26 protein-coding genes and 2 pseudogenes are annotated in these 26,362 nt (G+C 72.3%); 15 read left to right on the forward strand and 13 right to left on the reverse strand.

Features of this window, described 5'->3' with window-relative positions; genetic code table 11:
• A pseudogene (locus ETD96_RS44615) lies at positions 1 to 453 on the forward strand (hypothetical protein); the annotation flags it as partial.
• Here ETD96_RS44615 and ETD96_RS12495 read toward each other — a convergent pair.
• The 4 genes and pseudogenes from ETD96_RS12495 to ETD96_RS46615 all read right to left on the reverse strand — a co-directional run.
• The gene (locus ETD96_RS12495; RefSeq protein WP_138636487.1) at positions 437 to 958 is read right to left on the reverse strand and encodes a YceI family protein; all 522 of its coding nucleotides are present in this window, start codon (positions 956 to 958) and stop codon (positions 437 to 439) included. The pseudogene ETD96_RS44615 and the gene ETD96_RS12495 sit on opposite strands and share 17 nt — an antisense overlap.
• A gap of 58 nt (positions 959 to 1,016) precedes the next feature.
• Positions 1,017 to 1,895: a VanW family protein gene (locus tag ETD96_RS12500; RefSeq protein ID WP_138636488.1), complete on the reverse strand. Its 879-nt coding sequence runs from the start codon at positions 1,893 to 1,895 to the stop codon at positions 1,017 to 1,019.
• A gap of 158 nt (positions 1,896 to 2,053) precedes the next feature.
• The gene (locus ETD96_RS46610) at positions 2,054 to 2,395 is read right to left on the reverse strand and encodes a diacylglycerol kinase family protein (RefSeq protein ID WP_240807563.1); all 342 of its coding nucleotides are present in this window, start codon (positions 2,393 to 2,395) and stop codon (positions 2,054 to 2,056) included.
• A gap of 266 nt (positions 2,396 to 2,661) precedes the next feature.
• A pseudogene (locus ETD96_RS46615) lies at positions 2,662 to 3,669 on the reverse strand (phosphatase PAP2 family protein); the annotation flags it as partial.
• Positions 3,670 to 3,848: 179 nt separating this feature from the next.
• On the opposite strand from ETD96_RS46615, the gene ETD96_RS12510 reads away from it, so the two are divergent.
• The 7 genes from ETD96_RS12510 to ETD96_RS12540 all read left to right on the forward strand — a co-directional run bounded on the left by ETD96_RS12510 (position 3,849) and on the right by ETD96_RS12540 (position 10,553).
• Positions 3,849 to 4,751, forward strand: a complete 903-nt coding sequence (locus ETD96_RS12510; protein ID WP_240807565.1) for an ABC transporter permease — start codon at positions 3,849 to 3,851, stop codon at positions 4,749 to 4,751.
• Between the two features lie 172 nt (positions 4,752 to 4,923).
• Positions 4,924 to 5,550, forward strand: a complete 627-nt coding sequence (locus ETD96_RS12515) for an ABC transporter ATP-binding protein (protein WP_420884749.1) — start codon at positions 4,924 to 4,926, stop codon at positions 5,548 to 5,550.
• A 132-nt stretch (positions 5,551 to 5,682) separates the two neighbouring features.
• Positions 5,683 to 7,098, forward strand: a complete 1,416-nt coding sequence (locus ETD96_RS12520) for an ABC transporter substrate-binding protein (protein ID WP_138636490.1) — start codon at positions 5,683 to 5,685, stop codon at positions 7,096 to 7,098.
• A 3-nt stretch (positions 7,099 to 7,101) separates the two neighbouring features.
• Positions 7,102 to 8,175, forward strand: a complete 1,074-nt coding sequence (locus tag ETD96_RS12525; RefSeq protein ID WP_138636491.1) for an ABC transporter ATP-binding protein — start codon at positions 7,102 to 7,104, stop codon at positions 8,173 to 8,175.
• Positions 8,172 to 9,110: a carbohydrate ABC transporter permease gene (locus tag ETD96_RS12530; RefSeq protein ID WP_205719232.1), complete on the forward strand. Its 939-nt coding sequence runs from the start codon at positions 8,172 to 8,174 to the stop codon at positions 9,108 to 9,110. The genes ETD96_RS12525 and ETD96_RS12530 overlap by 4 nt, the downstream gene beginning before the upstream one ends.
• A complete protein-coding gene (locus ETD96_RS12535; RefSeq protein WP_138636492.1) occupies positions 9,107 to 9,982 on the forward strand; it encodes a carbohydrate ABC transporter permease in 876 nt (291 codons plus the stop codon). Before ETD96_RS12530 ends, ETD96_RS12535 begins: the two co-directional genes overlap by 4 nt.
• A 52-nt stretch (positions 9,983 to 10,034) precedes the next feature.
• Positions 10,035 to 10,553, forward strand: a complete 519-nt coding sequence (locus tag ETD96_RS12540) for a YbhB/YbcL family Raf kinase inhibitor-like protein (protein ID WP_138636493.1) — start codon at positions 10,035 to 10,037, stop codon at positions 10,551 to 10,553.
• Between the two features lie 31 nt (positions 10,554 to 10,584).
• On the opposite strand, the gene ETD96_RS12545 is transcribed toward ETD96_RS12540, so the two are convergent.
• Entirely contained in the window at positions 10,585 to 11,559 is a 975-nt protein-coding gene (locus ETD96_RS12545; RefSeq protein ID WP_138636494.1) for an ArsR/SmtB family transcription factor, read from the reverse strand.
• A gap of 59 nt (positions 11,560 to 11,618) precedes the next feature.
• Between ETD96_RS12545 and ETD96_RS12550 the strand changes: the two genes are divergently transcribed.
• Complete coding sequence (locus tag ETD96_RS12550) at positions 11,619 to 12,809, forward strand: MFS transporter (protein ID WP_138636495.1); 1,191 nt, start codon at positions 11,619 to 11,621, stop codon at positions 12,807 to 12,809.
• Here ETD96_RS12550 and ETD96_RS12555 read toward each other — a convergent pair.
• Together ETD96_RS12555 and ETD96_RS12560 are read right to left on the reverse strand one after the other, a co-directional pair.
• A complete protein-coding gene (locus ETD96_RS12555) occupies positions 12,745 to 13,119 on the reverse strand; it encodes an SCO4225 family membrane protein (protein ID WP_138636496.1) in 375 nt (124 codons plus the stop codon). The genes ETD96_RS12550 and ETD96_RS12555 overlap by 65 nt on opposite strands.
• Before the next feature lie 113 nt (positions 13,120 to 13,232).
• Positions 13,233 to 14,549 carry a KamA family radical SAM protein gene (locus ETD96_RS12560; protein ID WP_171068995.1) on the reverse strand — a complete coding sequence of 439 codons (1,317 nt, stop codon included), beginning with the start codon at positions 14,547 to 14,549 and terminating at the stop codon, positions 13,233 to 13,235.
• Between the two features lie 427 nt (positions 14,550 to 14,976).
• Here ETD96_RS12560 and ETD96_RS12565 point away from each other — a divergent pair, with 427 nt between their 5' ends.
• From ETD96_RS12565 to argS, 6 genes are all read left to right on the forward strand, one after another.
• Positions 14,977 to 15,705, forward strand: coding sequence for a DUF998 domain-containing protein (locus ETD96_RS12565; protein ID WP_138636497.1), 729 nt, complete (start codon positions 14,977 to 14,979; stop codon positions 15,703 to 15,705).
• Complete coding sequence (locus ETD96_RS12570) at positions 15,702 to 16,592, forward strand: alpha/beta fold hydrolase (protein ID WP_240807567.1); 891 nt, start codon at positions 15,702 to 15,704, stop codon at positions 16,590 to 16,592. The genes ETD96_RS12565 and ETD96_RS12570 overlap by 4 nt, the downstream gene beginning before the upstream one ends.
• Positions 16,589 to 16,960: a hypothetical protein gene (locus ETD96_RS12575; protein WP_138636498.1), complete on the forward strand. Its 372-nt coding sequence runs from the start codon at positions 16,589 to 16,591 to the stop codon at positions 16,958 to 16,960. Before ETD96_RS12570 ends, ETD96_RS12575 begins: the two co-directional genes overlap by 4 nt.
• 85 nt (positions 16,961 to 17,045) lie before the next feature.
• Entirely contained in the window at positions 17,046 to 17,462 is a 417-nt protein-coding gene (locus ETD96_RS12580) for a hypothetical protein (RefSeq protein ID WP_138636499.1), read from the forward strand.
• Positions 17,463 to 17,588: 126 nt separating this feature from the next.
• Positions 17,589 to 18,815 carry a phosphate acyltransferase PlsX gene (gene plsX / locus ETD96_RS12585; RefSeq protein ID WP_171068996.1) on the forward strand — a complete coding sequence of 409 codons (1,227 nt, stop codon included), beginning with the start codon at positions 17,589 to 17,591 and terminating at the stop codon, positions 18,813 to 18,815.
• A 47-nt stretch (positions 18,816 to 18,862) separates the two neighbouring features.
• Positions 18,863 to 20,608, forward strand: coding sequence for an arginine--tRNA ligase (argS, locus tag ETD96_RS12590; protein WP_138636500.1), 1,746 nt, complete (start codon positions 18,863 to 18,865; stop codon positions 20,606 to 20,608).
• 175 nt (positions 20,609 to 20,783) lie between these two features.
• Here the strand turns inward: argS and ETD96_RS12595 are convergent, their stop codons facing one another.
• The 6 genes from ETD96_RS12595 to deoC form a co-directional block, all read right to left on the reverse strand.
• Entirely contained in the window at positions 20,784 to 21,767 is a 984-nt protein-coding gene (locus ETD96_RS12595) for an LLM class flavin-dependent oxidoreductase (RefSeq protein ID WP_205719233.1), read from the reverse strand.
• Entirely contained in the window at positions 21,764 to 22,009 is a 246-nt protein-coding gene (locus tag ETD96_RS12600; RefSeq protein WP_138636501.1) for a DUF2630 family protein, read from the reverse strand. The genes ETD96_RS12595 and ETD96_RS12600 overlap by 4 nt, the downstream gene beginning before the upstream one ends.
• 2 nt (positions 22,010 to 22,011) lie before the next feature.
• Positions 22,012 to 22,929, reverse strand: a complete 918-nt coding sequence (locus ETD96_RS12605; RefSeq protein WP_138636502.1) for a hypothetical protein — start codon at positions 22,927 to 22,929, stop codon at positions 22,012 to 22,014.
• Between the two features lie 82 nt (positions 22,930 to 23,011).
• Positions 23,012 to 23,866 (reverse strand): aldehyde dehydrogenase family protein, encoded by an 855-nt coding sequence (locus ETD96_RS12610; protein ID WP_138636503.1) that lies wholly within the window; start codon positions 23,864 to 23,866, stop codon positions 23,012 to 23,014.
• The gene (locus tag ETD96_RS12615; RefSeq protein WP_138636504.1) at positions 23,859 to 25,289 is read right to left on the reverse strand and encodes an aldehyde dehydrogenase family protein; all 1,431 of its coding nucleotides are present in this window, start codon (positions 25,287 to 25,289) and stop codon (positions 23,859 to 23,861) included. The genes ETD96_RS12610 and ETD96_RS12615 overlap by 8 nt, the downstream gene beginning before the upstream one ends.
• Before the next feature lie 2 nt (positions 25,290 to 25,291).
• Positions 25,292 to 26,221, reverse strand: coding sequence for a deoxyribose-phosphate aldolase (gene deoC, locus ETD96_RS12620; RefSeq protein ID WP_138636505.1), 930 nt, complete (start codon positions 26,219 to 26,221; stop codon positions 25,292 to 25,294).
• Between the last annotated feature and the right edge of the window lie 141 nt (positions 26,222 to 26,362).

A 26,362-nucleotide genomic window follows, 5' to 3' on the forward strand; every position in this document is an offset into this window, starting at 1 on the left:
TTCGTCCTGGAGCCGCTTGCCCCCGCCCATGACGCCTATCTGCGCGAGGTATCGGACGAGGTCTCGCCGCTGGTGCTCACCGATCCCCCATCGGAACCGGTCGATGTGGACGGCTGGCTCATCGTCCACAGTGGGCCCGACCTGGAGACCCTTGAACTCGTCGCCTATGCGCGGGACATGGCGTCCGCCGAAGGGGTCCGCCCGCCGATGACGCTGGTGTCGCCCCAACGGCCCCATGGTCTGCCCCAAGGCATCGCCCATCTGGACGTCTACCCCGCCTACGCGCCGGGCCCGAACGTCGAACGCATCATCACCGCGGCCGGGTTCAACGCCGTCCGCCAGTACGCGCCCTGGCGCGAACGGCACCGGATCCTGCCGTTCCCACGCAGCCTGGACGACCAGTTCGCGCGCGCAGCACGCGCCCGGCGGGAGACCGCTACTCGGGAAGCCTGATGTCGAACTCCACCTCGACGTCGTCGGCGAGCCGGAGCGCGCCGAAGAACGCCGAGTAGGGCTTGACGCCCCAGCGGGTCTGCGTGACCGTGGCGGAGCCCCGCACCCGGCCGCCGTCCAGGGAGGCGGCCACCCGCACCGGCTTCGTCCGGCCCATGATCGTGAGGTCGCCCTCGACAGTGTCCTCCCCGACCGCCGTCGAGACGAACGTGATCTCCGGGTAGCGTCCGCTGTCGAGGACCTTGCGCAGGTTCCTGCGGATGTCCGCGCGGTCCTGGTCGGACAGCGGCAGCGCGCCGCCGCTGCCCTCGCGGACCTCCAGCCCGTCCACCTCGACGGTCACCTCGACCGACGACGCGGACAGCGGCTCCCCGGCCCGCACCGCCGCCGACCACCGGGTGGCCTCGATCGTCAGGTCGTGCCCCGCCCGCCGGCCGAGCCCACTGCGGCCCGTGCGCAGCAGCAGGTGCCCGTCGTCCGGTCCCAGCTCGAAATCTCCCCGCATGCTTCCCACCCTGCCACGCGGCATCTCCGCGCTCTGCGATAGGGCGCCTCCGCGCCCGTCAGCGGCACTTCACCTTCGGCTGCGGCCGGTACTCGGTGTGGAACTTCTCCCTGCGCACCTTGCGGCCCTCGGCGTACAGCGTCCGCCACACGTCGATCTTGAAGCCCTTCCGGCCCGTCATCGGCACGCACTTGCGGCCGTGCCCCACACCCGCCCCGTACGGGGTGAACCCGTACCGCTCCGACGTCGTCGACCGCACCTCGTACTTACGCTCGCCCCACAGGTTCACCGTCAGCGACGACCCCGTGTAGCCCGCCTCGATCCGCACGGGGCGGCCGGTGTCGTTCTTCCAGGTGAAGTCGAGGTCGGGGTAGGAGACCGCGGCCTCCCGCCCTTCCGGGTACTCCGGCATCCACATGGTGTGCGCGCGCGACTTGCGGATGTCCAGGCCCGCCCTGAACACCGCGTTGAACAGCGTCGTGGACACCTGGCAGATGCCGCCGCCCACATCGTTCACCAGCCGCGGCCCCACGATGGCGGGCGCGGGCACGTACCCGCGGCTGCTGGTGCGCGGCCCGACGGCGCCGTTGAACGAGAACGTCCCGCCGGGCTCGACGATGTGCCCGTCCAGGATCTGCGCCGCCAGCTCGATGTTGCGGACGCGCGGCTCCCCCGGCGTGAAACGCGTCGTGTAGGTGCTCATCAGCCGCTCCGCCGGGTCCCGCGACGCCGCGTCCGGCCGCTTCGGGGCCGGACGGCCGGGGGCGGCCAGCGTCGCCGCCCCCTTCTGGCGCGGGACCTCCAGGTAGGCGCCGAGCAGGAGACCGGTCGTCGCAAGCGCCCCCGCCACGATCGGCCACCACTGCCGGACGCACTGCAGCAGCTGCGGCTGGCGCTCCTGACATCGCCGGTACCGGTCCCGCCGGGTCCGTCCCACGGCCCACACCCCCAGATGATCCCCTAGCGGGATCCTGCACCGGACCCTGCCGCCGCCGGACGGGCGACTCCCACGCCTTTACCCGAACAAGACCGGCACCCGGCCAACACGGGAACGCGCCTTGACGCGCCACCCGTCCGGGAACTGCTACCGAGCCGCTACCCGGGGGCCGGGGGCGCCGTGGGGCAGAACACCGCGAGCGCGCCCGTGTGCTTGCCGAACCGGACCGCCGCCGGCAGCGACGAGACCTCGCCGTCGCGCGCGAGCCGCAGCCCGCCGTCCGAGGAGACGACCTCCAGGCCGCTCGTCCGCCACTCCCGGTACCCGGGCATGACGTGCAGGGGCCCGGCCAGCACCGCGGCGACCGCGCGGACCCGCGGCACCCGCCGCCCGGTGACGACCATCCGGACGTCGAGCCGGCCGTCGTCCAGCCGCCCGCGCCAGGTCGGCGCCGCGCCGCGCGAACCGAAGACGCAGTTGCCGACGAACGCCAGCCACACCCGCAGCCGGCGCCCTCCACCAGCAGCTCGACCGGCTCGGAGTGCCGCAGCGTGCGGACCGCCGCGACCGCGAGCGCCGGCCACTTGCCGATCCGCCGCTCCAGCCGCTCGCGCCGGTCGACGAGCTCGGTGTAGGCGCCGAAGCTCGCGGTGTTGAGGAAAAGCCGCTCCTCGTCGCGGCCCGCGCCGGCCACCGGGGCGGCGTAGGCCACGTCCACCCGGCCGAGCCGCCCGTCCCGGTACGCGCCGATCGCCTCCGCCGCCGACTCGATGCCGAGCGCGCGGGCGAAGTGGTCGAACGTCCCGCCCGGGACGACGAGCAGCGGCACGCCGTGCTTCAGCGCGGCCCCCGCCGCCGCGTTCACCGTGCCGTCGCCGCCGACGACGCCGAGCACGTCGGCCCGCTCGGCGGCCTCGCCGAACGCCTTGTCGAGGTCGGCGTCCGGGTCGAGCTGGACGATCTCCGCCGCCGGAAGCTCATGGCGGAGCAGGCCCAGCGTCACCTCCGGGCGCCCCGGCAGGGAGATCCCGGCCGCCTCGCCGCCCGCGCCGGGCCCGGCGCCGCTGTTGGCGACCACGACGAGCCCGCGCCCGTCCTCGGCCACCTTCGCCGGCCCGGCCGCCGGCGCCACCTCGGCCACCGGGGGCCGGGCGGGCCACACCAGGCGGGTCCCCGCCCCCGCCAGCGCGCCGATCCCGACACCGGCGAGGACGTCCCCCGGATAGTGCGCGCCGGTGTAGACGCGGGAGAACGCCACCGCGGCGGCCGTCGCCGCGACCGGCACCGCCAGCCGCCGCGGCGCCTCCAGCGCCACACCGGTCGCGAACGCGGCGGCGGACGCCGAGTGGCCGGACGGGAACGCGTGCGAGGTCGGCAGCTTCCAGCGGATCCGGATCGGCGGGACCAGATCGACGACGGGGCGCTTGCGGCGGAACGCCTGCTTGCCCAGGATGTTCACGGCAGGGCTCGCGACCGCGATCGCGATCGCGCCGCGCAGCGCAGCGCGCCGCAGGCGGGGCCGCCCCGTGAGGCCCATCACCCCGGCCGCGGTGAACCAGAGGACCCCGTGGTCGGCGAACCGCGACAGCCGCGGCAGCACGTACTCCAGCCCGTGCAGCCGCGCGGCCGCCACCCGGTCGAACGCCCACCGGTCGGCGCGGCCGAGCCGGCGCAGCAGGACGGATCGGGGGGAGCGGGCATGGGCGGGCTCATGACGACGCCTGATGGCGGACCGTGATGGCACGACGATGCTCCGTGAGTGGTTGACCCGCATCTCCGGGGTATCCCCAGGGACGCCGACATGATTCCGTAAAGATCTCAAATCGGGGGTCACATGCGGGCGAACGTCACTCTCGACTCATCGACTGCAATAGGCTTCGCGACATGAGTCACCCGGAACGGCTCGGATCCCCGGGTGGCGAGTCGGTCGGAACGATCGCGGAGCCTCATCACGTGAACGGGTCCCTGGCCGACTACGCCGCACGATACGGGCTGAGGCAGAGCGCTGCGCGCCCCCCGCTGCGCAAGTACATCCAGGATGTGTGGGCTCGCCGCCATTTCATCTGGGCGTTCGCGTCGGCCAAGAACATCTCGATGTACTCCGACTCGCGGCTCGGCCAGGTGTGGCAGCTGCTGACACCGCTGCTGAACGCGGCGGTGTACTACCTGATCTTCGGGCTGCTGCTCAGCACCAGCCGCGGCGTGCCGGACTTCATCCCCTTCCTCGTGACCGGCGTCTTCCTGTTCGGGTTCACCCAGCGCTCCGTCACGTCCGGGGCCAAGTCCGTCGGCGACAACCTCTCGCTGATCCGGGCGCTGCACTTCCCCCGGGCCACGCTGCCGCTGGCGATCGCGGTCGTCGAGCTCCAGCAGCTGCTGCTCTCGCTCATCGTGCTCTTCGCGATCGTCTTCGCGTTCGGCGAGCCCCTCAGCTTCAACATGGCGCTGTTCGTCCCCGTGGTGGCGCTGCAGCTCATGTTCAACGTCGGCATCAGCATGGTGATGGCGCGGCTGGGCGCGTTCAACCGCGACATCACCCAGCTCCTGCCGTTCGTCATGCGGACCTGGCTCTACATGTCCGGCGTCATCTTCAGCCTCCCGTCGCTGATGAAGCCCGGCTCCAAGCTCGCCGAGTACCCGATCCTCGCGGAGATCCTGAAGGCCAACCCGGCGTACGTGTACGTCGAGCTGAGCCGCCACGTCCTGCTCGGCGAGTACCGCGAGCACGTCACGAAGGATCTCGGGATGCAGGAGACGGGCCAGTTGTGGTTGTACGCCGTCATCTGGGCAGTGGTGATGCTGGTCGGCGGATTCACGTACTTCCACCGCGCTGAGGAGCGATACGGCCGTGGCTGACACGAAGGTGCGCATGAACCCGTCCGGAAACCAGGTCACCATCGACCCGTCCCGGGAGCCGATCGTCGTCGTGGACGATCTGCACATCGTCTACCGCGTGTACGGCGCGGGCGGGAAGGGCAACGCCGCCTCCGCGTTCTCGCGGGTCCTGCGCCGGCAGAAGCGCCCCTCGATGACCGAGGTCCACGCGATCAAGGGCCTGTCGTTCGTGGCCTACCGCGGCGAGGCCGTCGGGATCATCGGCACCAACGGCTCCGGCAAGTCGACGCTGCTGAAGGCCATCGCCGGGCTGCTGCCCCCGCACCGCGGCGGCGTCTACACCGACGGCCAGCCGTCCCTGCTCGGCGTGAACGCCGCCCTGATGAAGGACCTCACCGGCGAGCGCAACATCGTGCTCGGCTGCCTCGCGATGGGCATGTCCCCGGCCGACGCCAAGGCCCGCTACCAGGACATCGTCGACTTCGCCGGGCTCAAGGAGGGGTTCATCCAGTACCCGATGCGGACGTACTCGTCCGGCATGGGGGCCCGGCTCCGGTTCGCGATCGCGGCGGCCAAGACCCACGACGTCCTGCTGATCGACGAGGCCCTCGCCACCGGCGACGCCAAGTTCCGGACGAAGAGCAAGCGCCGCATCGACGAGCTGCGCAAGGAGGCCGGCGCGGTCTTCCTCGTCGCGCACCAGCTCGACACGGTCAAGGACATGTGCGACCGGGTCATCTGGATCGACGAGGGCCGCATGCACATGGACGGCGACCCCGAAGAGGTCATCGCCGCCTACGTCGAGGCCACCGGCAAGTAACCCGGGCGCACTCCCGGGGTTGCCGTGGCCGCCGAGGCCATTGTGACGCGGAGTTACCGGATCGTCTCTGGATGAAGTCGCCTCGCCGATCTACCGTCGAGGGGAGACCTCCAGCGGCGAGGGAGACTCCCCATGGCCGAACGGTTCGACACCCCCGGGATCAGCAGACGCGGCTTCCTGTCCTCCACGGCGCTCGCGGCGGGCGCGTACGGTGCGCTGGCGGGCTGCGCCAGCGAGTCCTCCGGCCCGCAGGCGAAGAACACCGGGAACGCCCCGAAGGAGGTGTTCACCGCCCCCGCGAAGAAGCTGAGCGGCTCCCTCAGCATCCTGATGTGGAGCCACTTCGTGCCCCGGCACGACAAATGGTTCGACACGTTCGTCTCCGACTGGGGCAAGAAGGTCGGGGTGGACGTCCGGGTCGACCACATCAACACCGTGGACGTCCCCCGCCGGGCCGCGTCCGAGATCCAGGCGGGGCGCGGCCACGACCTCATCCAGCACATCGCGCCGTTCTCGCAGTACGAGCCGTCCGTCCTCGACATGACCGACCTCGTGCAGGAGGCGACCCGGCGCTGGGGGCAGCAGCTGGAGCTGTGCCGCAAGTCGAGCTACAACCCCAACACGAAGAAGTTCTACGCCTACTGCCCCGGCTGGTCGCCCGACCCCGGCGACTACCGCAAGTCGATGTGGCAGAAGGTCGGCATGCCGAACGGCCCGTCGAGCTGGGACGACCTGCTGCGCGGCGCCGCCGAGATCAAGAAGCAGACCGGGGTGCCGTGCGGCATCGGGCTGTCCCCGGAGACCGACTCGAACATGGCGGCGCGGGCGCTGCTGTGGTCGTACGGCGGCTCCGTCCAGGACCAGAACGAGCGGGTCGTGCTGAACTCGGACGCGACCGTCGCGGCCGTGGAGTACATGGCGCGGCTGTTCAAGGAGGCCGAGACCAGCGAGGTCTTCTCGTGGACGCCGGCGTCGAACAACCAGGCGCTCATCGCCGGCAAGTCGTCCTACATCGTGAACTCCATCTCGGCGTGGCGCACCGCGATGGGCACGAACCGGGCGATCGGCGACGACATCTTCTTCGTGCCGGCGCTGCGCGGCCCGAAGGCGGCGATGGCGGCGCAGCACGTGATCCAGCAGTGGATCGTGCCGAAGTACGCGGGCAACGCGGACGCGGCGAAGGAGTTCCTGCTGCACTACACGGCGAACTTCCCGTCGGTGTCGTACTACTCGGAGCTGTACGACCTGCCGGGCTGGCCGTCGCTCGTCCCGCAGCTGAACGGCTGGCTCGACGACGACCCGTGGGGCGCGAAACCGGCGAACAAGCTGGGGCTGCTGAAGACGGCGACGTCGTGGAGCGCGAACATCGGCTACCCGGGCCCGTCCAACCCGGCGATCGGCGAGATCTTCAACACCAACGTGCTGCCGACGATGTTCGGCCGCGCAGCCCGCGGCCAGACGTCCCCGCGCCAGGCGGTCGCGGAGGCCGAGCAGCGGGTCAACGCCATCTTCAAGAACTGGCGCGACCGCGGCCTCGTGGGCGGCTGAGGCGTGAACACGGTCGAGGTCAGAGGGCTCGTGAAGACCTTCGACGGGCATGTGCGGGCCCGGCGGGGGCGGGCCGAGCACGTGCGGGCGCTGGACGGTGTCGATCTCGCGGCGGAGCCCGGGGAGTACCTGGTGCTGCTGGGGCCGTCCGGATGCGGGAAGACGACGCTGCTGCGCACCATCGCGGGCCTGGAGCAGCCCACGGAGGGCGAGGTGCTGATCGGCGGGAACGTCGTGAACGGGCTTCCGCCGAGGGTCCGGCAGATCGCGATGGTGTTCCAGTCCTATGCGCTGTACCCGCACAAGACGGTGAGGGACAACATCGTCTTTCCGCTGCGCGCGGAGGGCATGCCCAAGGAGGAGCGCGAGAAGAAGGCCCAGTGGGCGGCGGGCCTGCTGGAGATCGAGCCGCTGCTGCGCCGCAAGCCGCGCCAGTTGTCGGGCGGTGAGCGGCAGCGGGTGGCGCTGGCGCGCGCGCTGGTCCGCGACCCGGCGGTCTTCCTGCTGGACGAGCCGCTCTCCAACCTCGACGCGAAGATGCGAGCGACGGCACGGGACGAACTGAAGCGCTTCCAGCAGCGCGTCGGCACCACCACCATCTACGTCACCCACGACCAGGCGGAGGCGATGGGTCTCGGCGACCGCATCGCGGTGCTGGAGCACGGCCGCGTCCGTCAGGTCGGGACGCCGCAGGAGGTGTACGACGACCCGTCCGACACGTTCGTGGCGACGTTCATCGGGTCGCCGCCGATGAACCTGGTCGAGCGCGGCGACGTGCTGGTGGGGTTCCGTCCCGAGCATCTGCTGCCCGCCGAGAACGTCGTGTCGCCGGAGCGGGTGACGATGCCGCTCCGGGTGGAGCGGATGGAGTACCTGTCCGGCGACCGGCACGTGTACGGGACGGTCACGGGCATCGGCGCGGAGACCCGCGTGATCGCCCGGCTCCCCGCGACCGTGGGGACGCCGCTGGCGGCCGGGGAGACCCGCGAGTTCGCGGTGCCTGCGGAGCGGCTCCGGTTCTTCGACGCCGCGTCGGGCGCTCGGCGGGCCGCCGTGCCGCTCGGGGACGCGCGGTGACGCGGGCGGAGGCGGCGGCCCCGGAGCACAGGGCCGCGGCCCCGCGGGCGAAGGCCGGGCTCGCCGACCGGGAGGGCTTCCTCGCCTGGGTGATGCTGCTGCCCTCGGTCGTCTACATCGCCGCGCTGGTCGGCGTCCCGTTCCTGCTGGCGATCGCGTTCGCGTTCTCGGACGTGACGACCGGCGACCCGTCGTTCGACCTCGTCGGGTTCCGCAACTTCGACGCGGTCTTCGCGGACGGCGTGTTCTGGCGGGCGCTGCGCAACACGCTGGTGTTCACGCTGGTGAGCATGGTGCTGATCGTCCTGTTCGGGAAGATCCTCGCGAACATCCTGGTGGCCGAGTTCCGCGGCAAGTGGGTGGTGCGGTTCCTGGTCCTGCTGCCCTGGACGACGCCGGTCGCGCTGTCGACGATCTCGTGGCTGTGGTTCCTCGACTCGATCTACTCGCCGGTCGACTGGGTGCTCCGGCACCTGGGGCTGATCGACGCGAACGTCGTGTGGCTCGGGCAGCCCGGCACGGCGATGGCGTCGGTGATCGCGGTGCAGACGTGGCGGCTGACCCCGCTGGCCGCCGTGATCGTGATGGCCGGGCTGGTCGCGATCCCCCGCGACATCGACGAGGCCGCGCGGATCGACGGCGCCGGGTTCTGGCGGCGGATGTTCGAGGTGACGATCCCGCTGACGCTTCCGGTGATCGCGGTCGCGGGCCTGTTCGGCGCGATCATGACGTTCACCGACATGACCGTCCCGTACGTGCTGACCCGGGGCGGCCCGACGCACTCGACGGACGTCCTGGCCTCCTGGGCGTATTTCCGCGGCATCGAGGGCGGCGACGTCGGCCAGGGGGCGGCGATCGCGCTGTTCCTGTTCCCGCTGCTGCTGGCCGGCGCGGTCGCCATCCTCCGTGCGGTCCGGCGGTTGGAGGCCCAATGACCACGGACGTGGCGGCGCTGCGGCGGAAGTACGCGCGGCGGCATGTGGCGGCGCGGTGCGGCGTGTACGGGGCGGCGGTCCTGGCGGCGCTGGTGTGCGCGCTGCCGTTCCTGTGGAGCGTGATCAGCGCGTTCAAGCAGAACCAGGACCTCTACAACCCGGAGAGCAACCCGTTCTTCTTCAACAAGCCGGCGACGCCCGACCATGTGACGTTCCTGTTCACCGACACGCCGTTCCTGACGTTCGTGGTGAACACGCTGATCGTGGGCGCGGCGGTGGTGGCGGTCACGCTGGTGCTGGCGCTGCCGGCGGCGTACTCGCTGGCGCGGCTGGACCGGCCGTGGGGCACGCCGATGGGCATCGCGATCTTCATGGTGTACCTGGTGCCGCCGTCGCTGCTGTTCCTGTCGCTGACGCGGGTCGTGGTGGCGCTGCACCTGGAGGACACGCTCTGGTCGATGGTCGTGGTGTATCCGACGATCACGGTCCCGGTGTCGGTGTGGCTGCTGATCGGGTTCCTGAAGGCCGTCCCGAAGGACGTCGAGGAGCAGGCCATGGTGGACGGCCACAGCCGCCTCGGCGCGTTCCTCCGGGTCGTCCTGCCGCTGGTGTTCCCGGGGATCGTCGCGGTGGTCGTGTTCAGCTTCACGCTCACCTCCAGCGAGTTCGTGTACGCGCTGGCGTTCGTGTCGGCGAGCCCGGAGATGGTGGTCAGCACCGGCGTGCCGACCCAGCTGGTGCGGGGGGACGTGTTCTTCTGGCAGTCGCTGCAGGCGTCCACGGTGATCACGGCGGTGCCGATCGCGTTCCTGTTCAACCTGTTCCTGGACCGTTTCGTCACCGGGTTCACCATGGGCGCGGTCAAGACGTGACGCCCACTGGTAGAGATGGAGGGACACGAAGATCCTGATGTAGGAGGTCGCCATGGCCAAGCCGCCGCTTCCGCACGAGCACCTGCCCGAGGTCCCGTCCTTCACCGTCGAGAGCGACGACGTCGCCGAGGGCGAGCGGCTCGCGGACGAGCACGTCTTCGACGACTGGGGGTTCAGCGGCGGCAACAGGTCACCGCACCTGCGCTGGTCGGGGTTCCCGGCGGAGACGAAGAGCTTCGCGGTGACCTGCTACGACCCGGACGCGCCGACCGGCAGCGGCTTCTGGCACTGGAGCCTGTTCGACATCCCGGCCGGCGTGACCGAGCTGCCGACCGGCGCCGGCACCGCCGATTCCAAGATCGGCGTGCAGGCCCGCAACGACTTCGGCACGAAGGCGTACGGCGGCGCCGCGCCGCCGCCGAACGGGCCGCACCGCTACGTGTTCACCGTGCACGCGCTGGACGTGGAGTCGCTGGGCATCGACTCCGACGCCTCCCCCGCCGTCGTCGGGTTCAACGTCACCGCGCACACGCTGGCCCGCGCCTCGATCGTGCCGGTCTACGAGTCCTGAGGTTCCCGGCCGCCCCCGGCCGGGGGCGGCCTCAGCCGGCGCCCACGAGGACGTCCCCGACGGCCGTGCGCCGGTAGAGGACGGACCGGCCGCTCCGCTCCCGCGTGACCAGCCCGGACTCGCGCAGCACCGCGAGGTGGCCGCCGATGCCGCCGAGGCTCATCCGGAGCCGGGCGCTCAGCCAGGTCGTCGTGGCGGGTTCGGCGAGCAGGCGCAGCAGTTCCGCGCGGGTGCGGCCGACGAGCCGGTCGAGGGCGTCCTCGCCGCGCGGCTCCCGGCTCTCCCAGAGGGCCGCCACTCCCCGCGCCCGGTACATCAGCGTGTACGGCCAGTCCTGTTCGAGGGCCAGGCCCAGCTCGGAGAAGACCACCGGCACGAGGGTCAGCCCGGCGCCGCCCAGCCGGTAGGTCACGTCGCCCTGGATGTCGGCCTCGATGACGCCGTCCCGCCAGCGCACCTGGCGTGACAGGCCGTCCAGCGCCGCCGCCCAGCCGTAGGCGGCGAGCCGCCCGGCGCGGTGGACGATGTCGCGTTCCAGGATCGAGCGCAGCACCGCCCAGTCCGGCTCCAGCAGGGTGCGCCACGCGGTCTCCAGGCCGGCGGCGAGCCGCTCGGGCATGTCGGGCGCGCCCAGGACGCCGCGGATCTCGGCGTCCGGCTCCGGCAGGCCCACCAGGTTGCGGGCGATCTCCCGCCGCGCCTGGCCGAGCGGCGTCGCCCGGACGGCCGCCAGCTGCTCGGGGACGGTGAGGTTGGGCCGGGCGGGCGGCGGGACGACGAAGTCCGCCATGTACCCGTGCGGGCGGCGCAGGAAGACCAGCGCCCGCACGGCCGGGTCGCCGGCGATCTCCCGGTACGCGGGCCGCGCCCGCTCCACCCACGGCCCGAGCGGCCCGACGGGCATCCGGCCGGCGACCAGGCCGAGCGCGGCGTACACCTCGATCAGGGGCCCGACCCCGAACCGGCTGGCGGCGATGTCCCCCGGCCCCACCACGATGCGGTACATGTTTCGCTCCTCCCCGAAACATTGTCGCGGACGAGATCCGGGGCCGCAGAGTCGGCGGCATGACCGCTCCGCCGTCCACCGCCCGGTACCGCGACGTCTTCGGCGTCGCCGAGTTCCGGACGCTGTTCTCCCTCCAGACGCTGCAGGTCGCGGGCGACTCCGTCCGGACGATCGCGCTGTCGGTGCAGACGTTCGAGCGCACCGGGTCGTCCGTCGCCGCGGCGCTCGTGTTCGCCGCCGGGATGCTCCCGTACGTGATCGGCGGCGCGCTGCTGATGTCGCTCGCCGACCGCCTCCCGGCGCGGCGGCTGCTGACCGGCTACCACGTGCTGCGCTTCGTCATCACGGCCGTCCTCGCGCTGGGGGTCCTGCCGCTGCCGGCGGTCATGGCGCTGCTCGTCGCGGTGGGGTTGTTCGCGCCGGTCGGCGCCGCGTCCGTGCAGGCGCGGCTGCCCGCGCTGCTGCCCGGGGACGGCTACGTGCTGGGCCGGTCGCTGTTCACGATGACCAGTGCGGGCGCGCAGATCGCCGGGCAGGCGGCGGGCGGGCTGCTGCTGGCGGCGATCTCAACGTCCGGGGCGCTGTGGCTGGCGGCGGCCGGCGCCGCGCTGGCCGCGCTGCTCGCCCGCACGCGGCTCCCGGACGCTCCGCCCGCGGCGCGGCCGTCGTCGTCCGGCCTGGCGAGCGAGACATGGCGGACGAACCGGCTGCTGCTGGGCCACCGCGGCACGCGCGGGCTGCTGCTCGCCGCATGGCTGCCGATCTCCCTCTCGGTCGGCGCGGAGGGCGTCGTCGTGCCCTTCACAGCCGATTCGGGGCGCCCGGACGCGGCGGGGCTGCTGCTCTCCGCCGCGGCCGCGGGCATGTTCGCGGGCAACCTCGTGGTGGGGCGCTGGATTCCGCCGGCGACGCGCGAGCGCCTCACCCTCCCGCTGGCGATGCTGACGGGCGCGCCCCTTCTGTTGTTCGCGTTCGACCCGGGCCTGCCGGCGGCGTGCGCGCTGATGGCGGCCGGGACGTTCGGGCTGGGCTACGAGCTGACCGTCCAGCGGCGCCTGGTGGACGCGGTGCCCGAGGAGATCCGCGGTCAGGCGCTGGGGCTGTCCGGCAGCGGGCTCATGACGGGCCAGGCCGCCGGGATCGGCACGGCGGGCGCGCTGGGCGAGTTCCTGGCGCCCGGCCACGTCATGGCGCTGTGCGGCGCCGCCACCCTCGCCGCCTGCCTGTGCCTGGCCCGTTCGCTGCGCTGACCCTCCGGGACGGCCACAGCAGCCACGCCTGGAGGAGGCCGGGGCCGGTCGTCGCCGCGAAGAACACGGCGATGTCGAGGGGGCCGGGCAGCTCGCCGAGCGGCATGATGAGCGTGATCCCGAGGACCGACAGCGGGCTGGTGACGAAGACGAGCCAGACGCCGATGAAGCCCGGGTCGTCGGAGAAGAGCATGACGCCGAGGACGACCGCGCTGACCGCGAGGACGGCGACGGTGTAGCCGGCGGCCAGCACGAGCCGGATCCGGTCGGCCGGGCCGCGCCCCTCGAAGGAGAGGATGTGGGGGGACATGCGGGCATCGTCGCCGTGCCGCGGCGACCGCCGCATGGGCGTTCGTGCTCAGCCGGGGGCGGCCACGTACTCAGTCCGGCCGTGGCCGGCCCCCGGCTCCTGGCACGGCTCGGCTACTTCTCCCAGGGGAAGCGGTCGGCGAAGGCGGGCTTCAGGTCGTCCAGCCAGACCGCGTCGGGGTCGTAGTGGGCGAAGAAGGGCTTGCCGACCAGATCGGAGTCGCGGCACTGGATGAAGTGCAGCGCGAACACCTTCTCGCCGAGCAGGTCGAGGACGCCGTCCACGCAGACCTTGCCCGGCGTCGCGGACATGGACGGGCCCCGGACGGTACGGGAGAGGCCGGAGACGTTCCTGTAGGCGTCCCGGAAGATGTCGTAGGCGCGGGCGAGCGGGACGGCGAAGTAGTCCTGCGGCCCGGTGTCGCGCTCGACGAACATGTAGTAGGGGATCAGACCCATGCGGGTCTGCGTCCGCCACATGCTCTCCCAGGTCGCGGCGTCGTCGTTGATCGTCCTGATCAGCGGGGCCTGGGTGCGGATGATCGCGCCGGTGTCGCGGATCCGGCGGCACGCCTCGGCGACCATGAGGGGTTCGAGCTCGCGCGGGTGCGAGAAGTGCGCCATGAACGCGAGGTTCTTGCCCGACTCCACGACCTGCTCGAACAGCCGGAGCATGTCGTCGGCGTCGGGGTCGGTGACGAACTTCTGCGGCCAGTAGGCCAGCGACTTGGTGCCGATCCGGATGGATTCGAGCTGCTCCAGGTCGAGCAGCGGCTCGACGTAGCGGCGCAGCACCGGCTCACCCATGATCATGGCGTCGCCGCCGGTGAACAGGACGCTGGTCACCTCGGGGTGGGCGATCAGGTAGTCGCGCAGCGCCGTCGGCTCGTCGCCGGCCATCTTCAGGTCGGCCTCGCCGACGAACTGGGCCCAGCGGAAGCAGTAGGTGCAGTACGCGTGGCAGGTCTGGCCCTGCTTGGGGAAGTACAGCACGGTCTCGTCGTACTTGTGCTGCATCCCGGGGATCTTGCCGTCGCCGAAGCTCGGGATGTTGAGCTCCATCTGGCCGGCCGGGTGCGGGTTCAGCCGCATCCTGACCTGGTGGGCGGCGGCCTCGATCTCGGCCTTCGGGGCCTCGCGGCGCAGCAGGTCCGACAGGTGGGCGACGTCCTCGGCGGGGAGCATGTCCGGGCGCGGGAAGACGAGCCGGTAGATCGGGTCGTCGGGGGCGGCCGTCCAGTCGATGAGCTCCTCGATGACGTAGGCGTTGGTCCGGAAGGGCAGGACCGTCGCCACCGCCCGGGTCGCGAGCCGCTCGTCGGGCGCCAGCCCGGCGCGAGCGGTGAGTTCGTCCAGGTGCTTCGCCGTGAAGGCGCGGAACTTGCGACCGGTGGATCGCACCGCGGGAGCCGCGTCGTTCACCAGTGTCACGTGTTGGTACTCCTTGCTGTCAGCGGGGGAGGCGCGCCCCGGGGCGTCATCACGGTCTGTGATCAGGAGTGCGCGGGACACCCCCATTCAACCGTTTGGGACGGGTTCATGCCGAATTGATACCCCCTACCGGGCCGGGACAAAGGCTGGTCAAGGACGATCCAGACAAATCGCCTGGACATCATCGTTGACGCCCGGTACCCAGTACAACGACTACGGGACGTCAACTTCTCCGTCATCGGGCGGTGAGATGCGCCGCAACCCGCCCGGCGCACGGACACTGCCAGCGGATACACCGCGACTCGGCACCCCCGGTCCCCGCAAGTCGCGATCTTGGGAAATACTGGGCGGGGCGGGCAGGACCGAAGCGGCGGGACCGGGGCGTGCGGCAGGGCGCGGACGCGGTCACGCGGCGTGAGGGGGGCCGGTGGACGCTGTCGAACGGGACGGGCCGGGCGTCGTCCCGCTGCGGCTGGTCGTCCTCGCGACGATCGCCGGGATCAGCTACGCGACCTTCGTGCTGGAGAACCTCCTCAGCCCCAAGCTCGACTTCTTCAACGGCTACGTCAGCGAGCTGTCGGCCGCCGACCAGCCGTTCCACCTCGTCTACAGCGCGGGCGACTTCGTCACCGGAGTGCTGTCGATCATGGTGGCGGTCGGCACGCTGCGCCGGCTCACCCGCAGGCCGCTCGCCACGGCGGGCTGGGCGTTCCTCGGGCTGTTCGGCGTCTGCGCGATCGGCGACGCGTCCTTCCCGCTGGACTGCGCGCCCAGCCTGGAGACCTGGTGCGCGCTGCGGGAGCGCTCCGAGCACGTCTCGTTCTCCCACGAGTTCCACTCGGTGACCAGCAGCGCCGTGATCGTCTGCGGGGTCGCCGCGCTGCTGCTGCTCTCGCTCGCCGCCCGCCGCTACGGCTGGTGGCCGGCGCTCGCCCGCTGGGGCTGGCTGCTCGCGCTCGCCGAGTCGGTGTCGGCGCTCGGCACGCTCGTCGCGATGTACCTGGGGCAGTGGCTCGGGGTCGTCCAGCGCGTCCAGATCAGCATCCTCGTCCTCGGCCTGCTGGTCATCGCCTGGGCGCTGTACGCCGACCGGCGGGACGCGGCGCGCGCCGCCCGGGACGACACCGCCGCCGTGACGGAGGAGGCCCGGCTGTGAGCACGAGCGGAACCCCCCTGCCGGACGGGCGGATCGTCAATGCCGGGCGCGAGCAGGTGCACGTGATCGAGACCGGTCCGCCGGGCGGGCCGCCGCTGCTGCTGACGTCCGGGCTGGGCGGGGCGTGGTTCGACTGGGTGCCGAGCATCGAGCAGCTGCGGGCCGGGCACCGGGTCACGGTGTTCGACCGCCCCGGCCTCGGGCTCAGCCCGGCCGCGGTCGCGCCGCCGTCGCTGCGCCGCGACACGGCGATCCTGGAGGCGCTGGCGGAGCGGGCGGGCGGGCCGGTGACCGTCCTCGCGCACTCGATGGCCGCGTTCCCCGCCGAGGCCCTGGCCCGGCTGCGGCCCCGGCTCGTCCGGGGCCTGGTGCTGCTCGACCCCAGCCACGAGAACGACCCGCGCGTGCGCGTCCGGACCGCCGCCGCGCTGACCCCGCTCGCCACGGCCACCGGCGCGCTCCTCGACGCGACGCGGCTGGCGAGGGTCGCCGGGCCGCTCGGGCGGCGGCTGGTCCTCGACCACACCAGCCGCCGCGACGAGGCCGTCCCGAGCCGCGTGGTCCGGTCGGTGTACGGGCGCGGGACGGTGATCGGCACGGTGATCGCGGAGGAGCTCGCCTACTGGGAGATGGCCGCCGACCTGGTCCGGCTGCGGGAGCGGCGCCCGTTCCCGCACATTCCGCTCGTCGTGGTGACCGCGCTCGGCGACGTCGACGACCCGGGCGGGAAGCGCGACTGGGCCGAGGGCCACGAGCGGCTCGCCCGGATGAGCCCGCTCGGCAGCCGGATCGAGCTGCCCGACGCCCTGCACATGGTCCCGCTCGACCGTCCCGACGTGGTCGCCGACGCGGTCGGCCGCACCGGCCGGGTCGAGGAGTCCGCATGAGAAGGGGGCCGGTCCTCGTCCTGGCGGCGCTGCTCGCCCTGACCCTGTCGGGCTGCAAGGTGATGCAGCGCATCTCGGAGGGCGCGTACCGCAACGCGGTCTCCGACGGGGTCGTGGACGAGCTCAAGATTCGCGGCATCGAGCTGCGAGAGCGCCCCTCGTGCGAGTCGCCGGTGCCCGCCACGAGCTCCGTGGTGCGGGTGGCCTGCACGGCCCGCACCACCGCCGGGGAACCGGTCACCGTGGACGGGGTCGCCTACAACGCCGACACCGACCGTCCGCGCGAGACGTACGTGGTCACCGTCGGCGGCCGCGAGGTGCTGCGCAAGGGCTGCCTCGGCCTCGGCTGCGAGCACCCGAACACCTGACCCGGACGGCAACGAATCCGCCTGCGGACCTTCAAAACCCACCACTCGACGCATACGTCCGCGTACTGTCGGTGACGTAACCGTTGTGAAGATAAGTCGCAAGAAGGCCCTGATCCTGGGGTCCGCCGCGCTCATCGTGCTCGCCCTCGCCGGCGGGATCTCGTACCTGGCGCTGTCCGGCGGCAAGGAGCTGAAGTACAAGACGCAGGCCGCGCTGCGCAACGCGCTGCCGGTCACGGCCGCCGCCGAGCTGCACCAGCGCGGCGTGACCCTCGCCGCGCCGCTGAAGTGCGCCGACCTGCCCGGCTGGACGAAGGAGCGGCTGCGCGTCTCGTGCACCGGCACCACGTCCGACAGCAAGCGGGTCGAGGTGCTCGGGAGCGGCGAGAAGAAGACCGCAACCACCTACTACACGATCCTCGTCGGCGGCCGCCCGGTCGTGCAGAACGCGACCTGCCTGGGCGCCGACTGCCACAGCCAGGAGGCCGGCAGCCGCGGCTGACGCCCGGAGGGTGATGATCGCCACTCCGGCCGGGCGCTGCCAAGGCAGGTGAAGGAACGCCATACGATGCGATGAGCTGCGTTGTTGCGGCACACCGCATTTTCCTTCCATCTCCCTGGAGCGGCCATGACCGGCACTGGCGAGCCGTCGCGTGCCGGGGCGCCTCGCCGCGTGCCGCCGCGTCCGCTGCCGGTCGCGGTCGACACGATGGGCGGCGACCACGCCCCCGGGGAGATCGTCGCCGGGGCGGTGGACGCCGTCCGCGAGCACGGCGTCCGGCTCGTCCTGGTCGGGCAGGCCCCGCGGATCCGGCGCGAACTCGACCGGTACGGCTATGTCGGCAAGATCCCGATCGTGCACGCCGACGAGGCGCTCGACATGGGCGAGGGCGCGCTCGCGAGCTGGCGCAAGCCCCGCTCGTCCATCGCGATCGCCTGCCACCTGATCAAGCAGGGGCGGGCGTCGGCCCTGGTCTCGGCGGGCAGCACCGCCGGGGTGGTGGCGACGTCGCGGCTGCGGCTGAAGGGCCAGCAGGGCGTGCTGCGCCCCGCCATCGCGGTGACGCTGCCGACCCGCCCGCGCCCGACGATCCTGCTGGACGCGGGCGCCACCGCCGACGTCAAGGCGGAGACGCTCGTCCAGTTCGCGGCCCTCGGCACCGCGTACGCGCAGATCCTGCTCGGCCCCGACCGCCCCACCGTGGGGCTGCTCAACATCGGCGCCGAGGCGGGCAAGGGCAACAAGCTCGCCAAGCGCGCCCACGAGCTGCTCGCCGGCGGCAGCCACGGCATCGAGTTCGCGGGCAACGTGGAGGGCCACGACCTGCTCGCCGGGCGGGTCGACGTCATCGTCACCGACGGGTTCACCGGCAACATCGCGCTCAAGACGATGGAGGGGACGATCGGCACCGCGTTCACCGAGATCCGCGACGCGATGACCTCCACCCCCGCGGCGCGGATGGGCGCGCTGCTCCAGCGCCGCCGCCTCCAGGACCTCCGCGACCGGCTCGACCCCGACACCTACGGCGGCGGCGTCCTGCTCGGCCTGAACGGCACCGTCGTGATCGCGCACGGCGCCTCGCACGCCCGCGCGATCACCTCGGCGTGCGAGCTGGCGCACCGGCTGGCCGCCGGGCGGATCGTCGAGCGGATCCGGGAGCAGGTCGCCGCGACCCGCACCTCCCGGTTCGGCCGCTGGACGCACGGCGAGCGCGACGCGGGCGACAAACCGCCCGAAAAACCCCCGGAAGGGGCGGCGCAGCCCGTCGAGGGGCCGCCCGCGCCCCGGCAGCCGGTCAGCGGCCCCGCCGGCGACACCGTCCCCGACCGCACCGAGCCGCCCGGCGCGCCGTAGCGGAAAACCGGGTCCGGTCGGGCGTCCCGCGCCGATAACCTTGGGACATGCCCGATCCGCAACTCGTACTCGCCGCTCGGGTCCAGGCCGCGCTGAGCGCCGCCTTCGGACCGTCATACGCGGACGCCGACCCGGTCATCCGGCCGTCGCAGTTCGCCGACCTTCAGGCCAACGTGGCGCTGCCGCTGGCCAAGAAGCTGGGCCGCAAGCCGCGAGACGTGGCCGACGAGATCGTCAAGAACCTCGACACCGCCGACGTCGTGGCGAACGTCGAGGTCAGCGGGCCGGGCTTCATCAACCTGACGCTCAGCGACGGCTGGATCGCCGCCGAGGCGCAGCGCGCCCTGGAGGACGAGCGGCTCGGCGTCCCCGCGGCCGAGGAGCCGCAGAAGACCGTCGTCGAGTACTCCTCGCCGAACGTGGCGAAGGAGATGCACGTCGGCCACCTGCGGACCACGATCGTCGGCGACGCGATCGCCCGGATCCTGGCGTTCCTCGGCCACGACGTCGTCCGGGACAACCACGTCGGCGACTGGGGCACCCCGTTCGGGATGCTGATCGAGCACCTGCTCGACCTCGGCGAGGACGCCGCCGCGCGGGACGACTCGTCCGTCAGCGACCTGACCGCGTTCTACCAGGCCGCGCGGGAGAAGTTCGACGGCGACGAGGAGTTCGCCGACCGGTCTAGGCGGCGGGTCGTCGCGCTCCAGGCCGGCGACGCCGAGACCCTCCGGCTGTGGAACGTCCTCGTGGACGTGTCGAAGCGGTACTTCAACGCCGTCTACGGGCGGCTCGGCGTCACGCTCACCGACGACGACATCAAGGGCGAGAGCTTCTACAACGACCTGCTGGCCCCGACCGTCCAGGAACTGGAGGACAAGGGCATCGCGGTGATCAGCGACGGGGCGCTGTGCGCGTTCCCGCCCGGCTTCACCGGCCGCGAGGGCGAGCCGCTGCCCGTGATCATCCGCAAGAGCGACGGCGGCTACAACTACTCCACCACCGACCTCGCCACCATCCGGTACCGGGTCGACACCGAGCACGTCGACCGGATGATCTACGTGGTGGGCGCCCCGCAGGCACTGCACTTCCAGATGGTCTTCGCCGTCGCCCGGATGGCGGGCTGGCTGAACGACGAGGTCGAGGCCGAGCACGCGCAGATCGGCAACGTCCTCGGCACCGACGGCAAGATCCTGCGGACCAGGGCGGGCGGCACCGTCAAACTCGCCCAACTCCTCGACGAGGCCGTCGAGCGGGCCGGTGCCGTCTTCGACGAGATCCAGCACGACGAGCCGTTCGACGACGCGACGCGGGCCGCGATCGTCCGGGACGTCGGCATCGGCGCGGTGAAGTACGCCGACCTGTCGGTGGCGCGCGACAGCGAGTACGTCTTCGACTTCGACCGGATGATCTCTTTCCACGGCAAGACCGGCCCGTACCTGCAGTACGCGGCGGCCCGGATCCGGTCGATCTTCCGCAAGGGCGGCGTCGCCGTCGAGGACGCCACGGGCCCGATCACGCTGGGCGACCCGGCCGAGCGGGCGCTCGCCCTCGAACTGCTCGGCTTCGGCGCGGTCCTGAAGCAGGCCGGCGACACCGCCGAGCCGCACCGGCTGGCGTCCTACATCTACGCAGTCGCCGACGCCTACACCACGTTCTACGAGAACTGCCCGGTCCTGAAGGCACCGGACGAGCCGACGAAGGCGTCCCGCCTGGCCCTGTGCGCGGCGACCCTGCGCACCCTGGAGACGGGCCTGCACCTCCTGGGCGTCCCCACCCCAGAACGCATGTAAGCCCGAACCCCAACCGCCACCCACGGGTCGTGCGGCCGGAGGGCGCCCTAGCGCCCGGAGGTCGCACGACCCGCCGGCCGGGAGGCTGTTTCACGAGACGCGCCAGCGGATCGGGAAACAGCCTCCCGGCCGTGACGGGGGTTCCAGGGGGTCGCCCCCCTGGGCAAACACAGGGTCACGGAACTCCCGAACCGTGGGGTGAGGATTGACCGGCTCGTGACGGGGGTTCCAGGGTGTCGCCCCCCTGGGTGAACCCGGCTCCGTCTTTCAGGACGACTCGTTCCTGGGCCATCTTCTCTCGGACTTCGGGGACGACCTCCAGGGCGAAGACCGGGAGGTTCGCCGGGTCGCCGGCGTAGAGGAACGAGTCGACGCCGTGGCCGATGGCCAGTTCGGTGAGTTCGTAGACCCACTGGCGGGGCGGGCCGTGCAGGAAGCCGTGGGAGTCCCGTCCGTCCAGGGCGCCTTCGAGGATGTAGACGCGGCGGATGGCGGCCGGGTCGCGGCCGGCCCGGGCGGCGGCGTCGTCGAGGCGGCGGCGGCCGTCGGCGAGGCGTTTCGGCGGGACGTGGGACGAGGGCACGATCCAGCCGTCGGCGATCCGGCCGGCGAGGTCGATGCCGCGCGGGCCGGTGACGCCGAGCCAGACGCCGATCTGCCGCCGCGGTGCCGGACCGGCGTCCGCGGCGGCGAACCGGTAGTGGTCGCCGTCGAAGCGGAGCCCGGGCTGGTCGCTCCAGTGCAGCCGGATGAGCCGCACCGCCTCTTCCAGGGCGCGGAGCGCCGCCGCGCCGCCGGGCCGGGTGCCGCCGTAGGATTCGATGCCGGCCGGGTCGGCGCCCGCGCCGAGGCCGAGTTCGACGCGGCCGCCGCTGAGCAGGTCCATGGTCGCGATCGCCTTGGCGAGCGCGGCGGGCGGGCGCAGCGGCAGGCACGCCACCGCGGGCAGCGCCCGGATCCGGGACGTGCCGGTCAGCACGGCGGCCAGCAGGGTGAGCGCGTCGGCGGTGCCGCGCCGGTGCGGCAGGTCGCGGACGCCGAGCAGGTCGAGGCCGTAGCGGTCCGCGTCCTGCGCGGTGCGGAGCAGCGGGGCGGCGGCGGCCGGGTCGAGGCAGGCGCCGAACCGCAGCCGCCGGCGTGGTGGGTGCGGCGGCGTCACTGGAGGTAGCCCTCGACCTCGTCCGGCGGCCGGACGCCGGCGGCGTCCGGGTCCTGGCCGGCGTCCAACCGGGCCCTGCGGCGGCGCAGCAGGTCCCAGCACTGGTCGAGGGCGACCTCCAGCTGCTCCAGCCGCCGGTGCTCCTCCTCGCGCCCCAGCTCGTCGCGCTGGTAGCGCTCGCGGAGCCGCTGCTCCTCGCCGACGTACTCGTCGATGCGCGCGAGGATGTCCTTCTCGTCCATCCTCAGCGCTCGCGGCCAGCGTTGGTGAGCCCGCTGAGGAACCCGCCTTCGCTCCGTGTCGAGTGCTGGAACGGGCCGGTCTTCGGCTCGACCATCGAGGACGCGGACTGCGCGGCCGCGGCGGTGGTCCCCGCCGCCTCCATCGCGCGGCGGGCGGGCGTCTTGCGGGCCGTACCGGACCGCGATGACGTCCCCGACCTGGTGCTCGTTGTGGTCTTGGACGAGGTCGTCTTGCGGGCCGCCGACGTCCGCGACTTGGGCGTGGACGCCTTCTTGGCCGTGCTCGACGGCTTCGACTTCGCCGTGCTCGACTTCGACGAGCTGGTCCGGGCCGAGGTGGTCGGACGCGACCGGCTGGACGCCGCCGAGGTCGTCTTGCGGGACGAGCTCGACTTGGACGTGCCCGCCTTCGCCCTGGACGTCCCCGACTTCGAGGTGCTCGCCTTCGAGGTGCTCGCCTTGGACGACGTGCTCCTGCTCGCGGGCGTGCTCTTCTTCGCCGTGCTCGACTTGGCGGTGGTGGTGATGACCTTCGCGGCCGCGTCCATCGCCTTGGCGGCGTCGGACATCGCCTTGGTGGCGCTGGTCATCGCCTTGGTCATCGCCGTCATGGCCTTGGCCGACGAGGACGCCTTGGTCGCCACCGACTTCATCTGCGTCGCGGCGGTCTTGGCCTGGCTCGCGGCCTTGGTGACGCGGGTCGCGGCGGTCGACGACGTCCGGCTGGACGCGGTCGACTTCTTCGCCGTGCCGCTCTTGGTCCCGGTCGACCTGGTGGTGGTCGACCGGGACGACGAGCTCGCCGCCGACGTGCGCTTGGCCGCCGGCTTCTTGGCGGTGGTGGACTTGCTGGCTGTGCTCTTCGCGCGACCGGCCGTCCCTCGGCTCGCGGTCGTGCGCGATGCGGTTTTCGTTGCCACTGATCTCCCCCCCGAAATGATCAGTTACGGGGAGATCTATTCCACACTTTGTGACCCTCTACACGCGGAGCGTCAAATCGAATTAGACGCCCACCGGGTGCCAGACGGTCTTCGTCTCCAGAAATGCCGTCATACGGGCGGTTCCCGGCTCCTCGGTCCAGTCGGTCTCCGCGGGGCGCAGGACGCGTTTCAGGTTCTCGGCGGCCTTCTCCTCCAGGCCGCCGACCTGGTCGTCCGGGACGCCGGCGAGGTCGATGGCGTTGACGTCCATGTGGGTCGCGAGCCAGGGCGCGATCTCCGCGCGGCGGCCGGTGAGGACGTTGACGACGCCGCCCGGCAGGTCGGACGTGGCCAGCACCTCGGCGAGGGTGATGGACGGCAGCGGCGCCGGCTCGGAGGCGACCACCACGGCGGTGTTGCCGGACACGATCGCGGGCGCGACCACCGACACCAGCCCGAGCAGCGGCGAGTCGGGCGCGACGACGGCGACGACCCCGGTGGGCTCGGGCGTGGAGAAGTTGAAGAACGGCCCGGACACGGGGTTGGCGGCGCCGGCGACGGCGCTCAGCTTGTCGGCCCAGCCCGCGTACCAGACCCACCGGTCGACGGCGGCGTCCACCTCGGCGCCCGCGGCGCCCTTGGAGGCGCCGGCCCGGCGCAGCTCGTCCACGAACTGGTCGCGGCGGCCCTCCAGCATCTCGGCGACCCGGTACAGGATCTGGCCGCGGTTGTAGGCGGTGCGCCCGGACCAGCCGGGGAACGCCTTCCGCGCGGCGACGACCGCGTCCCGGGCGTCCTTGCGGGACGCCTGCGAGGCGTTGGCGACAAAACGGCCCTTGGCGTCGGTGACCACGTACGACCTGCCGGACTCCGATCGGGGGAACGCGCCGCCGATGAACAGCTTGTAGGTCTTGCGGACGGCGAGACGGTCAGGCATTGAGGTAGGCCTCCAGTCCGTGGCGTCCGCCCTCGCGGCCGAACCCCGATTCCTTGTAGCCGCCGAACGGTGAGGCCGGGTCGAACTTGTTGAACGTGTTGGCCCACACCACCCCGGCGCGCAGCCGCTGCGCCGTCCAGAGGATCTGCGAGCCCTTCTCGGTCCAGATGCCCGCCGACAGCCCGTAGGGGCTGTTGTTGGCCTTGGTGGCGGCCTCGTCCGGGGTGCGGAACGTCAGCACCGACAGCACCGGCCCGAAGATCTCCTCGCGGGCGATCCGGTGCGACTGCGCGACGCCGGTGAAGATCGTCGGCGCGAACCAGAAGCCCTGGGACGGCAGCTCGCACGGCGGCGACCACCGCTCGGCGCCCTCGTTCTCCCCGGCCTCCGACAGCTCCTTGATCTTCGCGAGCTGCGCGGCCGAGTTGATCGCGCCGACGTCGGTGTTCTTGTCGAGCGGGTCGCCGACGCGCAGCGTCGCCATCCGCGCCTTCAGCCGCTCCAGCACCTCGTCGGCGACCGACTCCTGGACGAGCAGCCGCGACCCGGCGCAGCACACGTGCCCCTGGTTGAAGAAGATCCCGTTGACGATGCCCTCGACGGCCTGGTCGAGCGCCGCGTCCGCGTAGACGATGTTGGCGGCCTTGCCGCCGAGTTCCAGGGTGAGCTTCCTGCCGGTCCCCGCCAGGGAGCGGGCGATCTGCCGTCCCACCTCGGTGGAGCCGGTGAAGGCGACCTTGTCGACGCCCCCGTGCTCGACCAGCGCGCGGCCCGTCTCCCCGGCGCCGGTGACGATGTTGACGACGCCCGGCGGCAGTTCGGCCTGCCGGCAGATGTCGGCGAACAGCAGCGCGGTCAGCGGCGTCGTCTCGGCGGGCTTGAGCACCACCGTGTTGCCGCAGGCCAGCGCGGGCGCGATCTTCCAGGCCAGCATCAGCAGCGGGAAGTTCCACGGGATCACCTGGCCCGCGACGCCCACCGGCCGCGGATCCGGGCCGAACCCGGCGTACGGGAGCTTGTCGGCCCATCCGGCGTAGTAGAAGAACCAGGCCGCGACCAGCGGGACGTCCACGTCCCGGGACTCGCGGATCGGCTTGCCGTTGTCGATCGACTCCAGCACCGCCAGTTCCCGCGACCGCTCCTGGATGATCCGGGCGATCCGGTACAGGTACTTGGCGCGCTCCCGGCCGGGCATCGGCCCCCACACCTTGTCGAAGGCCGTGCGCGCGGCCTTCACGGCGCGGTCGACGTCGCCCTCGTCGGCGCAGGCGATGTCGGCCAGGACGCTCTCGTCCGCCGGGTTGATCGACTTGAACGGCTCGCCGTGCCCGTCGGTGAACTCGCCGCCGATGAACAGCCCGTAGGAGGCGCGGATGTCGACGACAGCCCGCGACTCGGGCGCCGGCGCGTACTCGAAAACCATGGTCAGTCCAGCGTGAAGTAGTCGGGACCGGAATAGACGCCGGTGGCCAGCTTGCGGCGCTGCATGAGCAGATCGTTCAGCACGCTGGACGCGCCGAGCCGGAACCACTCGGGGGTCAACCAGTCCGGGCCGGCGGTCTCGTTCACCAGCACCAGGTACTTGATCGCGTCCTTGGTGGTCTTGATGCCGCCGGCCGGCTTCACGCCGACCTGCCGCCCGGTGGCCGCGCGGTAGTCGCGGACGGCCTCCAGCATCACCAGCGTGACCGGCAGCGTCGCCGCCGGCGCCACCTTGCCGGTGGAGGTCTTGATGAAGTCGGCCCCGGCCCGCATCGCGAGCCACGACGCCCGCCGCACGTTGTCGTAGGTGGCGAGCTCACCGGTCTCCAGGATCACCTTCAGGTGGGCGTCCCCGCAGGCGCCCTTCGCGGCGGTGATCTCGTCGAACACCTTGGCGTAGTCGCCGGCCAGGAACGCGCCGCGGTCGATCACCATGTCGATCTCCGCCGCGCCCGCCGCGACCGCGGCCCGCGTGTCGGCGAGCTTGGCCTCCAGCGGCGCCCGGCCCGCCGGGAACGCCGTCGCCACGCTCGCGACGCCGATGCCCGTCCCCGCCAGGGACCGGACGGCGACGTCCACCAGGTCCGAGTAGACGCACACCGCCGCGACCTTCGGCACCGACGCGTCCGCCGGGTCCGGGTGGGCGGCCTTGGCGCACAGCGCCCGCACCTTCCCGGGCGTGTCCGCGCCTTCCAGCGTGGTCAGGTCCACCATCGAGATCGCCAGGTCGATCGCCGCGGCCTTCGCCGTCGTCTTGATCGACCTGGTGGCCAGCCGCGCGGCCCGCTCCTCGGCGCCCACCCGGTCCACGCCCGGCAGGCCGTGCAGGAAGGCGCGCAGCTCGGCGGCGCCGTTCAGAGTCTCCGTTGACACTCCCCAAGCATCGCCGAACTACGTCCCCGGCACAAAACGGACGACTAACGAAGCGGTGTCGCCGTCCACCCTTCGGGGTCGGAGCCGAGCGGTTCGATCCGCCGGAACAGGCCCGTCAGCCCCCCGCCCGCCGCCTCCACT

Origin of the sequence: Actinomadura geliboluensis, from assembly GCF_005889745.1 — a bacterium.
GTDB lineage: Bacteria > Actinomycetota > Actinomycetes > Streptosporangiales > Streptosporangiaceae > Spirillospora > Spirillospora geliboluensis.